Source organism: Mycobacterium botniense, from assembly GCF_010723305.1.
GTDB classification, from domain to species: domain Bacteria; phylum Actinomycetota; class Actinomycetes; order Mycobacteriales; family Mycobacteriaceae; genus Mycobacterium; species Mycobacterium botniense.
This window is the reverse complement of record NZ_BLKW01000002.1, coordinates 717,327-731,527: the sequence shown is the minus strand read 5'-3', so window position 1 is coordinate 731,527 and position 14,201 is coordinate 717,327. Positions and strand designations below refer to the sequence as shown.

The window sequence follows — 14,201 nt, the reverse complement described above, 5'->3', positions numbered from 1 at the left end:
GCGGTGACCGCTAAACCCCAGTTGCCGGTCTGGCCCGCGTCGAAACCGGATCCGATGCCCGCGCCGACGGCCCGGCACCGCGCACGCCGGTCTCTGGCCGAATCGTTTGTGGCGGCCGATCCGGAGGCCGACGCCGAACGGCGGCGGGGTTTGCGGCGGATGAAGGCGGTGGCGCTGAGCTTTCTGGTCGGTGCCAGCGGGGTGTTTCTCGTGTGCCGGGGGGTCCAGGCCGGCGGCTCCCCCGCCGGGTGGGTGGGCTATCTCGGCGCCGCCGCGGAGGCGGGCATGGTCGGCGCTCTTGCGGACTGGTTCGCGGTCACCGCGCTGTTCAAGCATCCGCTGGGTCTGCCCATCCCGCACACCGCTATCGTCCGGCGGAAAAAGGACCAGCTCGGCCAGGGTTTGGGGACGTTTGTCCGGGAGAACTTCTTATCGCCGCCGGTGGTGGAGGCCAAGATCCGGGATGCGCAGGTGCCCGGCCGGCTGGGCAAGTGGCTCTCGGAGGAGCAGCATGCCCAACGGGTGGCCGCCGAGACGGCGACGGTGCTGCGCGTGATGGTGGAGTTGCTGCGCGACGAGGATGTCCAGCACGTCATCGACCACATGATCATCAAGCGCATCGCCGAACCCCAGTGGGGTCCGCCGGTGGGCCGGATGCTGGCGACCCTCCTGGCCGAAAACCGGCAGGAAGCATTGATCCAGTTACTCGCCGATCGTGCTTTTCACTGGTCGCTGAACGCGGGAGAGGTCATCCAGCGGGTGGTTGAGCGCGACTCCCCCAGCTGGTCACCGAGGTTCATCGACCATCTGGTCGGCGACCGCATCCACCGGGAGCTGATGGACTTCACCGATAAGGTCCGCCGCAACCCCGACCACGAGCTGCGTCGCTCGGCCACCCAGTTCCTGTTCGACTTCGCCGACGACTTGCAGCATGACCCGGCCACCATCGCCCGCGCTGAGGGGGTCAAGGAACAACTGCTGGCCCGCGACGAGATCACCGGTGCTGCGGCGACGGCCTGGCAGACGCTGAAGCGGCTGGTGCTCGAGGGTGTCGATGACCCGGGCAGCGTGCTGCGCAGCCGCATCGCCGGCGTGGTGGTTCGCGTCGGGGAGTCGCTGCGCGACGACTCCGACCTGCGCGACAAGGTCGACACCTGGATCGTGCGCGCAGTGCACCATCTGGTGTCGCAGTACGGAGTCGAGATCACCGCGATCATCACCGACACGATCGAGCGCTGGGACGCCGCCGAGGCCAGCCGGCGCATCGAGCTGCACGTCGGCCGCGACCTGCAGTTCATCCGGATTAATGGCACGGTGGTGGGTGCGCTGGCCGGGCTGGTGATCTACACCGTCGCGCAACTGATGTTCTGAACTGCGCAAACTAGTGCTTGCAAAAGTTAGCACTAGGACGTATGGTGACGCGTGTCAGCACCGAGCACCCGACGTATCGAAGGAATCACCGCATGCCGCAAGACGAAAAACTTGCTGCAGTCGTGTCCTCGGCGGCCTCAGACATCGGCAGTTTCATCAGGGCTCAGCGCGAAGCCGCGCAGGTCTCAGTTCGGCAGTTGGCCCAGAAGGCCGGCGTCAGTAACCCCTACTTGTCCCAGATCGAGCGGGGATTGCGTAAACCGTCCGCCGACGTGCTCAACCAACTGGCCAAAGCGCTGCGAGTTTCCGCAGAAGTGCTCTACATTCGGGCTGGAATCCTCGAGCCCAGCGAGACCAGCCAGGTGCGGGACGCCATCATCACCGACACGGCAATCACCGAGCGGCAGAAGCAGGTTCTGCTCGATATTTACGCGTCGTTTGTCTCACAAAACCACCACGGCGATGTCGCACCGACTGAAGCGGGGGATGAGGACTCGACCTCCGGGTGACTCCTGACGCGTCGTGCCCGACCGACATTAACCCGCCAGAAAGGAAATCACCATGCCCGACAACCCGACTATCGAGGATCTAAAAGCGCCGTTACTTGCCGCCCTGGGAGCCGCCGATCTGGCTTTGGCCACGGTCAGCGACTTGCTCACTGAATTACGGGAACGCGCCGGCGAGGCCCGCAGCGACACCCGCAGCCGGGTCGAGGAGAGCCGTGCCCGGTTGGCCAGGTTTCAAGAAGAACTGCCTGAACAGCTGCGTGAGCAGCTGCGGGAGCTGCGCGAGAGGTTCACCGCCGAGGAACTGCGCTCCGCAGCCGAGGGCTATCTGGAAGCCGCGACCCATCGCTACAACGAGCTGGTCGAGCGGGGCGAACTCGCGTTGGAGCGGCTGCGCAGCCAGGGTCGTTTGGAGGAGGCATCGGCCCGCGCCGAAGGCTACGTCGATCAAGCCGTTGAGCTGACCCAGGAGGCGCTGGGCACGGTCGCCTCGCAGACCCGTGCGGTCGGTGAACGTGCCGCCAAGCTGGTTGGCATCGAGCTGCCCACCAAGGCGCAGCCAGCCAAGAAGGCCCCGGCGAAAAAGACGACCGCGAAAAAAGCCCCGGCCAAAAAAGCGCCGGCCAAGAAGGCCGCGGCCAAGAAGGTCACCCAGAAGTAAGCGCCGCCGGGTGTCCCCCGGCAGCCACCCCCACTCGATTCCGGGTTGCCGCCGGGCAACTCGGAGTCGACGGGTGGGCCGGTGCCCGCATAAGCTTGCCGTGTGATGCTTCAAGGCCTGGCACGTGACGTCTTGTTTGTCGTACAGATCGGCGTTTTCCTGACGGCGCTGTACGCGTTCGTGCACGCTGCTCTGCAACGACCCGACGCGTATACCGCCGCGGAGAAGTTGACCAAGCCGGTCTGGTTGGTGATTCTGGGCGTTGGCGTGGCCATGGCTTCGGTGCTGAGCTTTGTTTTCGGGGTGCTCGGTGTGGTGATCGCGGCCTGTGCAGCCGGCGTGTACCTAGTTGATGTGCGGCCCAAACTCCTTGAGATCCAGGGTAAATCGCGTTAGCGGCCAGGTGCGCCGGTGATTGTTGGGCTGTCGGCCGGGTGCGCGGTGCACGCGCCCGGCACCGGCGCGGCGGTCCCGCGCGAGCTGTTCAGCTGCCCGGGGCAGGCCGCTGAACTGGTGCGGCCCCGCACCACCTGCCGGAATCTCGAGCCTGGGCGGCCGGCCGTGGACTCGGTCCAGATGACCGGCTCCCACCCCGGCGGCGCCCACGACCCGTTCTAGTGCCGTCGCAACCTACCCGGGCCCAGGTGGCGGCGCTGGTCGACCATACCTTGCTGAGGCCCGAGGCCACTGCCGCCGACGTGGTGGCGCTGGTCGCCGAAGCCGCGGACCTCGGCGTGTACGCGGTGTGTGTGTCACCGTCGATGGTGCCCATCGCCGCACAGGCCGGAGCAACCCGGATCGCCGCGGTGGTGGGATTTCCGTCGGGCAAACACCTCTCAGCGGTTAAGGCGCACGAAGCGGCGTTGGCCGTCGCGTCGGGCGCGAGCGAGATCGATATGGTCATCGACGTCGGCGCCGCACTGGCTGACGACCTTGATGCGGTGCGCGCCGATATCGCGGGTGTGCGCGTCGCGGTGCCGGCGGCCGTGCTCAAGGTGATTGTGGAGTCGGCGGTCCTGGTGAGCCGGGCCGGTGACCAGAAGCTCGCCCAGGTTTGCCGGGCCGCCGAAGACGCCGGCGCGGACTTCGTGAAGACCTCGACCGGGTTTCACCCGGCGGGTGGGGCCTCGGTGCGTGCGGTCGCGCTGATGGCCGCGACCGTCGGCGGGCGGCTCGGGGTCAAGGCCAGTGGCGGGATCCGTACCGCCGCGGAGGCGGTGGCGATGCTCGAGGCGGGCGCCACCCGGCTGGGGCTGTCCGGCACCCGCGCCGTGCTGGACGGACTGCGCTAAACGCCCACGGGTTGCGGCTCACAGGTTGGCGAAGCAGGGATCCTGTCCCCCGCCGCTGCCTGAGGGGATGGTGGCATTCGTGGTGGAAAAGGTGGCCTGGATACCGTTGTCGGTGACCGTGACGTTGTCGGCGTGAATGCCCAGCGGGTAGTTCTGGGTCGCCCGCGAGGTGAGGTCATCGAGGTTTTTTTGCACCGTGTCCGTGGACAGCTTGGAGCCCAACGCTCTCAAGTCGACCACCTGCAGCGACAGCCCGTTGTTGACGATCTGGGGTTTGACGGTGGCGCTGTCCAGGAGTCCCTTCAGCTGAACGGTGCCGTTACCGGAGTTGGTGGTGACCGTGCTGGTCACGAAACTGCCCAGCAGCGGTATGGCGTCTTGGATGGACTGTTTGATACCCGCAGCTGACCAGTAGATGGTGCCGTTCAGCGCGCCGATAGTGCCCTTGGAGTTGTTGGTGTTGGCCAGCCGCACATTCTGGATGTCCAAGCTGATCCTCATACCCTTGGCGCTGCGCACCTGATTTCCGGCGGTCTGCACCGAGATATTGGTGTAGTGACCGGTGATGTACTGCCATAGCACCGGCGGTGTGGTGGCGAAGGACACGCTGGCCCCGTCCTGCACCTCGCACTCGACGGCTTTGGTGACCTTGCTGTCGGCGACATGCCGGGCGTAAAGCTCGGCACCGATCAGCCCGGCGACAATGAGCGCCACCACGATGATCAGGATCAGCACGACCGACACCGGGTCGCGCAACCAGCGGCGTGTGGCGTGCACCGGCCTGCCTTTCGGCTGGGGGGGAGATGACAGCGTGGTCGTGGCCTGATCGTGCGCGTTGGGCGCCGGGCCGGGCGGGTGTGGCTGCTGGCCCGGGCCAGGGCCTGGTAGCGGCGGTTGCCGAGTCGGTGGGGGCCCGGGCTGGCGCGGCGGCGGGTTGGGCGGCGGGCCGGGCTGCTGTCGCCCCGGGATGCGGCCAGTGGCGGGCATCCGGCGCGTCGGTGATTGGGATGGGGGAGGTGCCGACGGTGGCCGGGGCGAAGAGGGGCGGGCCCATTCCGAGGGGTTGCCGCGCGAGGGTCCTTGCGGATTTGTCACCAGCGCGATTGTGCCCTATCGAAGCCAACAACGTCCACGCGGTCAGCCGGGCGGTTGCACATCGGCTAGAGCTTGGCGAAGCACGGGTCAGACTGCGCGGACGGAATTGCGGCGTTGGTGGTCGAAAAATGTGCTGTTACACCGTTATCGGTAACCTGCACGCGATCGGCGTGGATACCGAGTGGAAAGTCGTTGATGAGTCTGGAAGCGAAAATATCCAGCGCCGATTGCGCGGTCTCGCTGGGCACCGGGGCACCCATCGCGGTAACTTTGACGACCGTCAACGCCAGCCCGTTGCCGGCAACCTCGGGTTTGACGGTGACACTGCCGAGGCCCAGTGCACCCTTGAGCTCGACAGTCCCGGCGCTGGGGTTGGTGGTCACGCTGTTGACCAGGCCGCCCACGATCGGGACCGAATCTTGCACGGTCTCTTTGATACCGTTCGACGTCCAGGTGATAGTGGCGTTCAGCGCGCCGATCGTGCCCTTCGAGTTGCCGTGGCCGTGTAAGTCGACATTGTCGACCTCGATGTCGGCCTTCATGCCCTTGGCGCTGCGGATCTGGTTGCCCGCGGTGCGGATCGAGATATCACGGTAATCGCCGGTGAAATGCTCCAGCAGGAACGGGGTGGGACCGAACGACACGCTGACCTTGTCCCGCACCACGCATTCCGCGGCTGCGGCCACGACGCTTTCGGCGCGGTGGCGCGCATACAGTTCGGCGGCGAGTACGCCGGCGGCCAGCAGCGCCACCACGATGATGACGGCCAGAACGACTGACATCGGGTCGCGGAGCAGGCGGCGTTTGGCTTTCACAGCGGCAGGCGTGTCCTCCGACGGTGGTGGACCGGACGGCGTGGCAGACCACTGCTCCGGCGGGTACGGCGGCGGAGCGGGGGGCGGACCCGGCTGGGGCTGTGCGGGGGGCGGAGCCTCAGCCGGGGCCACCGGCTGGGTGCGCTCGCCCGCAGCCGGGGCAGGCACCTGCTGGGTTTCCGGCTCGGACGCCCCCGCAGGCTGATCCGCGGGATTGTGGTTGCCCGGGCGAGCCCACACGGTGGGATCCTCTCGCGATGCGTCCGGCGGATTCGTCACCTGGGCGATTCTGCCTTATCCAGGTGAGCGAAGTCGGCCTGGTTGCGCAGAACGGCAATCGTGTCGCGGGCCGCGGCGACGCGACCCGGGTCAATATCGGCGATCAGCAGCTGGGGTTCGGCGCCGGCCGCGGCCATCACCTCGCCGAACGGCGAGACCACCGCGCTGCCGCCGACGCCGGTCGGCGCGCCCGACTCGGCAGGCCGGCAGCCGGGGTCGGCCTGGCCGGCTGCGGCGATATAGCTTGTCGAGTCCAGCGCCCGCGCGCGCGCCAACAGCGTCCACTGCTCCAATTTGCCGGGACCGGCACCCCACGAGGCGCAGACGGCGATCAGCTGAGCACCGCGGCGGGCCAGCTCGGTGTAAAGCCCGGGAAACCGGATGTCATAGCAGATGCTCAACCCCACCCGCACGCCGCTGACACTGATGACCACCGGCTCATGCCCCGGCGCGACGGTGCGTGATTCGGTAAACCCGAACGCGTCGTAGAGGTGGATTTTGTGGTAGTGCGCGTCGGTACCGGGTCCGGTCGCGATCAGCGTATTGGTGACCCGGCCGTCGCCGGCCGGGGTGAACATGCCGGCGATCACAGTGATCCCGGTGTCGGCGGCGATCCGGCGGACCTCGTTTGCCCAGGATCCGTCGAGCGGCTCGGCGATCCGCGCCAGCGGCACACCGAAACGGCACATGGTCGCCTCGGGAAATATCACCAGCGTGGCGCCCGCGTCGGCGGCTTGGCTGGTGTAATGCCGCACCAGCTGCAGATTGGCCGCCGGATCCGTGCCGCTGAGGATTTGCGCCACCGCGATCCGCATGGCCGTCAGCCTAAGGCGTGTCGAACTGACCGCCGTCGACAGGTGTTGACGCCGCGCCGAGGTGCCCGCCCCGCGGCCGCGGAACCGGGTTTCGGCATGCTCCCGGTCCCTGTCGAATCGAGCGGATGACCCGGGCGGTCCGTCAGGCGTTTTCCGCGATCCACATCGTGGTGAAACGCTGCTCGGCGATCAGCAACTCGACTAACTGGCTGCCGATCAAGTTCTCGATCTTGGCGCCGACAAGCGGGACACGGACCTCGACGGTGCCCCGGAAAGTCAGCCGGGCACCGCCGGAGTCGGTGCCCGGGGCCAGCACCGCCGTGCCGGTGAGCCCCACCGGCAGGTCGTGAATGGATCCGAGGACAGTGGCGTTGGCGGCGCCGCCGGTGATCGGACCCCATTTTTCGTCGCGCCGGATGCACAAGTCGCCGCGGTGGAATTGGCTGACCAGAGCCGGAAGCCGGTCGCTGCGCAGCACCTGCACGGTGACCACGTCAATACTGCCGTCCGCGCCGACCCGCATCGACTCCAGCGTCGCGTCGTCGGCACCCGAATCGGCCAGCCGGGCCAGCCAGTAGTGCTCGTCGCTGAAGGCGCGATGGACCTGTTCGACGGTGCCCTCATAGTCGGCGGACATGTCGAATGAACGGGGCATAGCAGGCCAGGCTACCGTTACGGCCCGTGGTCGGTTCGGTCTTCGCCGGTGCGCATGTCGCCGAGATGGTGCCATTGGCGCCGCTGACCACACTGCGTCTCGGCCCGGTCGCGCGGCGGGTCATCACCTGCACCACCACCGAACAAGTGGTGGCTGCGCTGCGTCACCTGGACGCGGAATCCCGCCACGAAGACGCTGGCCCCGTGCTGGTGATCGCCGGCGGCTCCAATGTGGTGATCGCTGACACGCTGACCGACCTGACTGTAGTGCGGTTGGCCAACAAGCGCATCAGCATCGAGGGCAATGTGGTGCGCGCGGAGGCCGGCGCGGTGTGGGACGACGTCGTGGTGGCCGCGATCGAGCACGGGCTCGGCGGGCTGGAATGCCTCTCCGGCATTCCCGGCTCGGCGGGCGCGACCCCGATCCAAAACGTCGGCGCCTATGGCGCAGAAGTAGCCGATACGCTCACCCGGGTCCGGCTGTTGGACCGGCGCAGCGGTGTGGTGCGCTGGGTGCCGGCCAGCGAGCTGGGCCTGGGCTATCGCCGCAGCATCTTCAAGCACGCCGGTGGGTTCGCGGTTCCCGCCGTGATTTTGGAGGTGGAGTTCGCGTTGGACGCGTCGGGCCGCAGCGCACCGCTGCGGTACGACGAGTTGACTGCCGCGCTGGACGCGACGGCCGGTCAGCGCGCCGACCCGGCAGTCGTGCGCGACGCGGTGCTGGGTCTGCGTGCCCGTAAGGGAATGGTGCTGGATGCGGCCGATCACGACACCTGGAGCGTGGGGTCGTTCTTCACCAACCCGATCGTCGCGCCCGGCGTCTATCAGCGGCTCGCCGCCGACTTTGGCAGCGTGCCGCACTGGCCGGCCCGCGACGGCATCAAGCTCGCCGCCGGCTGGCTGGTAGAGCGTGCCGGTTTCGGCAAAGGTTATCCGGACACCGGCACCGCCCGGTGCCGGCTGTCCAGCAAGCATGCGCTCGCCGTGACCAACCGTGGCGGGGCGACCGCCGCCGACGTGGTGGCGCTCGCTCGCACCATCCGCGACGGTGTGCGCACCGTGTTTGGTATCACACTTGAACCCGAGCCGGTGCTGGTCGGCTGCGTGTTGTAGCAGCCAATTTCATGATCCGGAGCCGGTGCCCGGTATCTTTGTGTGTCGTGAACACAGCCAGTGGCCCGCCGCCGATCACCCGGCGTCGGGCTTTGTCGGCGGTGGTGTTGGGGCTGTGCGCACCGAACGTGGTAGCCGCCTGCCTAGGCAGATCCAGCAAACAAGCGGAGAAACCGAAACCGCCGCCGGGGCCCACCGTGATCTTTCGCCCGGCCGATGCTGCCGTCGGGGTGGTCCCGACTGCACCCGTCAGTGTCGAGGTCCGTAACGGCTTCTTCCAGAAGGTGTCGTTGACCAACCCCAAAGGCAAGGTGGTGGCGGGGGTTTTCAACCACGACCGCACCGTCTACACGATCACTGAGCCGCTCGGCTATGACGCCGCCTACACCTGGAGCGGGTCGGTGATCGGCCACGACGGCAAGGCGCTCCCGGTTAAAGGCGGGTTCACCACCGTGACACCCACGAAGCTGATCGATGGCGGATTCCAGTTGGCCGACGGGCAGACCGTTGGGGTCGCCGCCCCGATCATCATTCAGTTCGACGCCCCGATTGCCGACAAGGCCGCTGTCGAGCGGGCATTGACCGTCACCACCGACCCGCCCGTCGAGGGCAGCTGGGCGTGGCTGCCCGATGAGGCGCAGGGATCACGGGTGCACTGGCGCACCCGCGAGTACTATCCCGCGGGCACCAAGGTCAACGTCGACGCCCGGTTCTACGGGGTGGCCTTCGGCGACGGCGCGTACGGCAAACAGGACATGACCTTGCGCTTCCAGGTCGGCCGGCGCCAGATCGTCAAGGCCGAAGTTTCCTCGCACCGCATCCAGGTGATCCGCGACGAAGGTGTCATCATGGATTTTCCCTGCAGTTACGGCGAGGCCGACAAGCCGCGCAACGTGACCCGCAACGGGATCCACGTGGTCACCGAAAAGTACGCCGACTTTTACATGTCTAACCCGGCGGCCGGTTACAGCAACGTCCATGAGCGCTGGGCGGTGAGAATTTCCAACAATGGTGAGTTCATTCACGCCAATCCGGCCAGTGCCGGCGCCCAGGGCAACACCAACGTCACCAACGGCTGCATCAACCTGTCCACCGAGGACGCCGAGCAGTACTACAACAGCGCTCTTTATGGTGACCCCGTCGAGGTGACCGGCAGTTCGATCCAGTTGTCGTACGCCGACGGCGACATCTGGGACTGGGCGGTGGACTGGGAGACCTGGGTGTCGATGTCGGCGTTGCCGCGCTCCGGCAAGAAACCGGCGACCCAGGTGCCCGTCACCGCGCCCATCACCCCGCCCAACGCGCCCACCGCGTCGGGCGTTCCGGCCGCGCCGCCGCACACGCCTAACGCCCGGCCGGGCGGGTGACTCTGCGGGTCGCGGTGGCTTGGTCACGCGGCCGGATCACGATCTGGTCCACGTTCACGTGCGGCGGGCGGGTGGCCACGAACCCGATCACCTCGGCGATATCGGTGGCCGTCAACGGAGTCATCCCCGCATACACTGCGTCGGCCCGCTGGCGATCGCCGTCAAAGCGGACCAGGGAGAACTCGGTGTGGACCATACCGGGTGCGATCTCGGTGAGCCGCACGGGCTTTCCCAGCAATTCGCCACGCAGCGTGCGGTGCAGCGCGCTTTGAGCGTGCTTGGCCGCGGTGTAACCGGATCCCCCGTCGTAGATCTCGAACGCCGCGATCGAGGTGACCGTGACGATCAGCCCATCACCGGAGGCGATCAGCTTGGGCAGTAGCGCCCGGGTCACCCGTAAGGTGCCCAGCACGTTGGTCTCCCACATCCAGCGCCAATGCTCAACATCGGCCTCGGCGACCGGTTCCAGTCCCTTGGCGCCTCCGGCGTTGTTGACCAGCACGTCGACCCGATGCAGTTGGCGGGCCAGCGCGTCCACCGCGCTCTCGTCGGTGACGTCGGCCACCACTGCGGTTCCGCCGATCTCGTCGGCCACCGCGGTGACGCGTTCCGCCCGCCGCGCCACAGCCACAACGTGAAAACCTTGGGCAGCAAGGGTTTTCGCGGTTGCCTCGCCGATGCCTGCACTGGCGCCGGTGACCACGGCAACGCGTTTTTGCGAATCGGATGTCATCACCGGATCACCTTAGTAAGTGTGCTAAATTTTTCCGCGTGTACCCGAGTCCCGTGCTCAGCCTGAGGGCTGCGTGCCTGTTCACGGACTGCGTGTGTCGTTGTCGCACACCCGGCCGCGCCTGACCGGCCTCGGATAGCCGGAGCCCGCGCGCGGCGATGCCCGGCCACTAGAACTCGGATAAGGACAACCGTGCGCTCGACCACTCTCACCAGTGCTTCCGATAGCCGCAAAGGCCGTTTACGCCAGCACGTGGTGGCACCCTCCCTGCACCTGTCAGACTCCGCTGCCGCCGCGGTTTTCCGGGCTGTGCGGCTGCGCGGTCCGGTCGGCCGTGATGTCATCGCCGGTGTCACATCGCTGAGCATCGCAACGGTCAACCGCCAAGTCATCGCTTTGCTGCACGCGGGTCTGCTGCGTGAGCGCGCCGACCTCGCCGTTTCCGGTGCGATCGGGCGTCCACGGGTACCCGTCGAGGTCAACCACGAGCCGTTTCTGACGCTGGGTCTGCATATCGGGGCGCGTACCACCAGCATCGTGGCCACCGACCTGTTCGGCCGCACACTCGATGTTGTCGAGACCCCGACACCGCGCAGTGCACAAGGGACCGCGCTCGCGTCGCTGGCCGAAGGCGCCCGCCGTTACCTCAGCCGGTGGCACCGGCGCCGCCCGTTGTGGGTCGGCGTGGCCATCGGCGGGGCGGTGGACGGCGCCAGCGGGCAGGTCGACCATGCGCGTCTGGGTTGGCGGCAGGCGCCGGTGGGTTCGGTGCTGGCCGAGGCGCTGGAGCTCCCGGTGTCGGTGGCGTCGCACGTGCATGCCATGGCCGGGGCCGAATTGTTGCTCGGGATGCGACGGTTCACACCGAACGCGACGACCAGCAGCCTGTATGTCTACGCCCGGGAGACCGTCGGCTATGCGCTGGTGATCGGCGGCCGGGTACACAGCCCGGCCAGCGGCCCGGGCACCATAGCCACTCTGCCGGCGGTCTCAGAGCTGCTGGGTGGCTCTGGGCAGCTGGAATCGACGGTCAGCGACGAAGCCGTGCTGGCAGCAGCGCGCAGGCTGCGTATCTTGCCGACCGCGCGCGGGTCCGTCACCGAGCTGGTGCGGGCCGCCCGCAAGGGTGATCAGCAGGCGAGAGAACTGCTGGCTGAGCGGGCCCGGGTACTCGGCGAGGCCGTCGCACTGCTGCGTGACCTGCTCAATCCCGACGATCTGGTGGTGGGCGGCCAGGCGTTCACCGAATACCCGGAGGCGATGGCACAGGTGGAAGCGGCGTTTAACGCGCGCTCGGTGTTGCCGCCGCGCGACATTCGGGTCACCATGTTCGGCAACCGGGTGCAGGAAGCGGGCGCGGGCATCGTCTCGCTGAGCAGACTCTACGCCGACCCGGTAGGTGCGATGCGGCGCGCCGGGGCGCTGGGGTCCCCGCTGCGGGTCGCCGGGGACGCGGCGCCGGAGTCGTCGGTTTGACCGGCTCCCATGTGCAGCGTCGGGGGCGCCGCCGGCGGTCCTGCAATGATGACGGGTGTGTCGCACACTGACGTCTCCCGGCGCGCGGTGTTCCGGGGTGAGGTGTCCGGCGTGGGTGGGCTGCGCCGGGTGGCGGTGTTGTCCGTGCACACCTCACCGCTGGCCCAGCCCGGTATCGGCGACGCCGGCGGCATGAATGTGTATGTGCTGCAAACCGCGCTGCACCTGGCTCGGCGGGGTATCGAGGTGGAGATTTTCACTCGGGCTACCTCGTCCGCCGACCCGCCGATAACCCGGGTGGCGCCCGGCGTGCTGGTCCGCAATGTCGTGGCCGGGCCGTTCGAAGGCCTGGACAAATACGATCTGCCCACCCAGCTGTGCGCGTTCGCGGCGGGCGTGCTGCGCGCCGAGGCCGCCCACGAACCCGGCTACTACGACATCGTGCACTCGCACTATTGGCTGTCCGGTCAGGTCGGCTGGCTGGCCCGCGACCGGTGGGCGGTACCGCTGGTGCATACCTCGCACACGCTGGCCGCGGTGAAAAACGCGGCGCTGGCCGACGGCGACACCCCCGAGCCGCCGCTGCGCACTGTCGGCGAACAGCAGGTCGTCGACGAAGCGGACCGGTTGATCGTCAACACCCACGACGAAGCCGGGCAGTTGGTGTCGATTCACGGCGCTGATCCAGCCAGGATCGACGTCGCCCACCCCGGGGTGGATCTGGAGGTGTTTCACCCCGGTGACCGCCGCGCCGCCCGGGCCGCGCTGGGCCTTCCGCTCGACGAACCCGTGGTGGCCTTCGTCGGCCGCATCCAGCCGCTGAAAGCGCCCGATATCGTGCTCCGCGCCGTCGCCAAACTGCCCCGGGCGCGCATCGTGGTCGCCGGCGGGCCGTCGGGCAGCGGCCTGGCCGCCCCCGATGGGCTGGTTCGGCTGGCCGGCGAACTGGGTATCACCGCCCGGGTGACCTTCCTCCCGCCGCAGTCCCGCGAAGATCTGGCGACCCTGTTCCAAGCCGCCGACCTGGTTGCGGTGCCAAGCTATTCGGAATCGTTCGGGCTGGTCGCCGTGGAGGCGCAAGCGTGCGGGACGCCGGTGGTGGCCGCTGCGGTGGGGGGGTTGCCGGTGGCGGTACGGGACGGGGTCAGCGGCATGCTGGTGTCCGGGCACGACGTCGATCAGTGGGCGCAGGCCATCGACAAGGTGCTGCGGCTCGGTTCTGGTCCGCGGGCGTGGGCCATGAGCCGGTCGGCCGCCGCGCACGCGGCGACCTTTTCCTGGGAGAACACGGTCGATGCGTTACTGGCCAGCTACCGCCGCGCCCTTGCGGACTTCAGCACCGCGCGGCGGCGGGTGCGCGACCTGGCAACGGCTCGCATAACCCGTCGCTGGACGCCGCGCCGGGAGGTGCGCCTATGACCTCGACCGTGCAGCAGGTGATCGAGGATGCGCTCAAAGCCAGTCAGTTGACCTATTCGCAGCATGCCGGCGCGCATGGCGGGCCGCCGGGGCTGATCGTGGAGTTGCCCGGGGAACGCAAACTCAAGACCAACACCATCTTGACGATCGGTGAGCACTCCGTGCGTGTCGAAGCGTTCGTCTGCCGCAAGCCCGATGAGAATCACGAAGGCGTCTACCGCTTCCTGTTGCAGCGCAACCGGCAGCTCTACGGGGTCGCGTACACGCTGGACAACGTGGGTGACATCTACCTGGTGGGACGGATGTCGCTCGCCTCGGTCGACGCCGACGAGATCGACCGGGTGTTGGGGCAGGTGCTCGAGGCGGTGGACTCCGATTTCAACACGCTGCTGGAGCTGGGTTTTCGCTCGTCGATTGAAAAAGAGTGGGAGTGGCGGTTATCGCGCGGCCAGTCGGTGAAAAACTTGCAGGCGTTCACTCACCTGCGCCCGCCGACGATGCAGAAAAAGCAGCGTTTGGCGGACGAGTCCGGTGATGGCACCTGAACTCGGCGCCCAGCAGGGCGGGTGGCGCCGCGCCGTGCGGCGCAGTGCACCATGAGAGAC

The 14,201-nt window shown here is 67.7% G+C and carries 16 protein-coding genes; 11 read left to right on the top strand and 5 right to left on the bottom strand.

All coding sequences use genetic code 11. The features are described 5' to 3' along the window. Positions 1 to 54: 54 nt before the first annotated feature. From G6N08_RS03755 to deoC, 6 genes are all read left to right on the top strand, one after another. Positions 55 to 1,371, top strand: a complete 1,317-nt coding sequence (locus tag G6N08_RS03755) for a DUF445 domain-containing protein (RefSeq protein WP_163756639.1) — start codon at positions 55 to 57, stop codon at positions 1,369 to 1,371. A gap of 92 nt (positions 1,372 to 1,463) precedes the next feature. Continuing rightward, a complete protein-coding gene (locus G6N08_RS03750; RefSeq protein ID WP_163754479.1) occupies positions 1,464 to 1,880 on the top strand; it encodes a helix-turn-helix domain-containing protein in 417 nt (138 codons plus the stop codon). 52 nt (positions 1,881 to 1,932) lie between these two features. Beyond that, positions 1,933 to 2,538, top strand: coding sequence for a heparin-binding hemagglutinin (locus tag G6N08_RS03745; RefSeq protein WP_163754476.1), 606 nt, complete (start codon positions 1,933 to 1,935; stop codon positions 2,536 to 2,538). A 105-nt stretch (positions 2,539 to 2,643) separates the two neighbouring features. Then, a complete protein-coding gene (locus G6N08_RS03740; RefSeq protein WP_163756637.1) occupies positions 2,644 to 2,934 on the top strand; it encodes a DUF2516 family protein in 291 nt (96 codons plus the stop codon). A 15-nt stretch (positions 2,935 to 2,949) separates the two neighbouring features. After that, a complete protein-coding gene (locus G6N08_RS03735; RefSeq protein WP_163754473.1) occupies positions 2,950 to 3,156 on the top strand; it encodes a DUF2599 domain-containing protein in 207 nt (68 codons plus the stop codon). Then, entirely contained in the window at positions 3,156 to 3,830 is a 675-nt protein-coding gene (gene deoC, locus G6N08_RS03730; protein WP_163754470.1) for a deoxyribose-phosphate aldolase, read from the top strand. Before G6N08_RS03735 ends, deoC begins: the two co-directional genes overlap by 1 nt. Positions 3,831 to 3,848: 18 nt before the next feature. On the opposite strand, the gene G6N08_RS03725 is transcribed toward deoC, so the two are convergent. The 4 genes from G6N08_RS03725 to G6N08_RS03710 all read right to left on the bottom strand — a co-directional run bounded on the left by G6N08_RS03725 (position 3,849) and on the right by G6N08_RS03710 (position 7,489). After that, positions 3,849 to 4,925, bottom strand: a complete 1,077-nt coding sequence (locus G6N08_RS03725; protein WP_170301257.1) for an LmeA family phospholipid-binding protein — start codon at positions 4,923 to 4,925, stop codon at positions 3,849 to 3,851. A gap of 65 nt (positions 4,926 to 4,990) precedes the next feature. Next, complete coding sequence (locus G6N08_RS03720) at positions 4,991 to 6,019, bottom strand: LmeA family phospholipid-binding protein (RefSeq protein WP_163754463.1); 1,029 nt, start codon at positions 6,017 to 6,019, stop codon at positions 4,991 to 4,993. Beyond that, positions 6,016 to 6,834 carry a carbon-nitrogen hydrolase family protein gene (locus tag G6N08_RS03715; RefSeq protein WP_163754459.1) on the bottom strand — a complete coding sequence of 273 codons (819 nt, stop codon included), beginning with the start codon at positions 6,832 to 6,834 and terminating at the stop codon, positions 6,016 to 6,018. Before G6N08_RS03715 ends, G6N08_RS03720 begins: the two co-directional genes overlap by 4 nt. A 142-nt stretch (positions 6,835 to 6,976) precedes the next feature. Next, positions 6,977 to 7,489, bottom strand: a complete 513-nt coding sequence (locus G6N08_RS03710) for a DUF2505 domain-containing protein (protein ID WP_163754456.1) — start codon at positions 7,487 to 7,489, stop codon at positions 6,977 to 6,979. Between the two features lie 65 nt (positions 7,490 to 7,554). Between G6N08_RS03710 and G6N08_RS03705 the strand changes: the two genes are divergently transcribed. Together G6N08_RS03705 and G6N08_RS03700 are read left to right on the top strand one after the other, a co-directional pair. Beyond that, complete coding sequence (locus G6N08_RS03705; RefSeq protein WP_246216682.1) at positions 7,555 to 8,601, top strand: UDP-N-acetylmuramate dehydrogenase; 1,047 nt, start codon at positions 7,555 to 7,557, stop codon at positions 8,599 to 8,601. 11 nt (positions 8,602 to 8,612) lie between these two features. After that, positions 8,613 to 9,968, top strand: a complete 1,356-nt coding sequence (locus tag G6N08_RS03700) for an Ig-like domain-containing protein (protein ID WP_163754450.1) — start codon at positions 8,613 to 8,615, stop codon at positions 9,966 to 9,968. On the opposite strand, the gene G6N08_RS03695 is transcribed toward G6N08_RS03700, so the two are convergent. Beyond that, the gene (locus G6N08_RS03695; protein ID WP_371868988.1) at positions 9,946 to 10,701 is read right to left on the bottom strand and encodes an SDR family NAD(P)-dependent oxidoreductase; all 756 of its coding nucleotides are present in this window, start codon (positions 10,699 to 10,701) and stop codon (positions 9,946 to 9,948) included. The genes G6N08_RS03700 and G6N08_RS03695 overlap by 23 nt on opposite strands. A gap of 180 nt (positions 10,702 to 10,881) precedes the next feature. Between G6N08_RS03695 and G6N08_RS03690 the strand changes: the two genes are divergently transcribed. From G6N08_RS03690 to G6N08_RS03680, 3 genes are read left to right on the top strand one after another with little or no spacing between them, the layout of a single operon-like run. Further along, positions 10,882 to 12,177 carry an ROK family protein gene (locus tag G6N08_RS03690; protein ID WP_163756635.1) on the top strand — a complete coding sequence of 432 codons (1,296 nt, stop codon included), beginning with the start codon at positions 10,882 to 10,884 and terminating at the stop codon, positions 12,175 to 12,177. 48 nt (positions 12,178 to 12,225) lie between these two features. Next, a complete protein-coding gene (mshA, locus tag G6N08_RS03685; protein ID WP_371868949.1) occupies positions 12,226 to 13,596 on the top strand; it encodes a D-inositol-3-phosphate glycosyltransferase in 1,371 nt (456 codons plus the stop codon). Further along, positions 13,593 to 14,141 carry a type III secretion system chaperone family protein gene (locus tag G6N08_RS03680; RefSeq protein WP_163754441.1) on the top strand — a complete coding sequence of 183 codons (549 nt, stop codon included), beginning with the start codon at positions 13,593 to 13,595 and terminating at the stop codon, positions 14,139 to 14,141. The genes mshA and G6N08_RS03680 overlap by 4 nt, the downstream gene beginning before the upstream one ends. The last annotated feature ends 60 nt before the right edge of the window (positions 14,142 to 14,201 follow it).

Bases quoted from the DNA above. Each gene is read 5' to 3' on its own strand.
- G6N08_RS03755 (WP_163756639.1), top strand. From the start codon at position 55: ATGCCCGCGCCGACGGCCCGGCACCGCGCACGCCGGTCTCTGGCCGAA.
- G6N08_RS03750 (WP_163754479.1), top strand. From the start codon at position 1,464: ATGCCGCAAGACGAAAAACTTGCTGCAGTCGTGTCCTCGGCGGCCTCA.
- G6N08_RS03745 (WP_163754476.1), top strand. From the start codon at position 1,933: ATGCCCGACAACCCGACTATCGAGGATCTAAAAGCGCCGTTACTTGCC.
- G6N08_RS03740 (WP_163756637.1), top strand. From the start codon at position 2,644: ATGCTTCAAGGCCTGGCACGTGACGTCTTGTTTGTCGTACAGATCGGC.
- G6N08_RS03715 (WP_163754459.1), bottom strand. From the start codon at position 6,834: ATGCGGATCGCGGTGGCGCAAATCCTCAGCGGCACGGATCCGGCGGCC.
- G6N08_RS03710 (WP_163754456.1), bottom strand. From the start codon at position 7,489: ATGCCCCGTTCATTCGACATGTCCGCCGACTATGAGGGCACCGTCGAA.
- G6N08_RS03705 (WP_246216682.1), top strand. From the start codon at position 7,555: ATGGTGCCATTGGCGCCGCTGACCACACTGCGTCTCGGCCCGGTCGCG.
- G6N08_RS03700 (WP_163754450.1), top strand. From the start codon at position 8,613: ATGATCCGGAGCCGGTGCCCGGTATCTTTGTGTGTCGTGAACACAGCC.
- G6N08_RS03695 (WP_371868988.1), bottom strand. From the start codon at position 10,701: ATGACATCCGATTCGCAAAAACGCGTTGCCGTGGTCACCGGCGCCAGT.
- mshA (WP_371868949.1), top strand. From the start codon at position 12,226: ATGACGGGTGTGTCGCACACTGACGTCTCCCGGCGCGCGGTGTTCCGG.
- G6N08_RS03680 (WP_163754441.1), top strand. From the start codon at position 13,593: ATGACCTCGACCGTGCAGCAGGTGATCGAGGATGCGCTCAAAGCCAGT.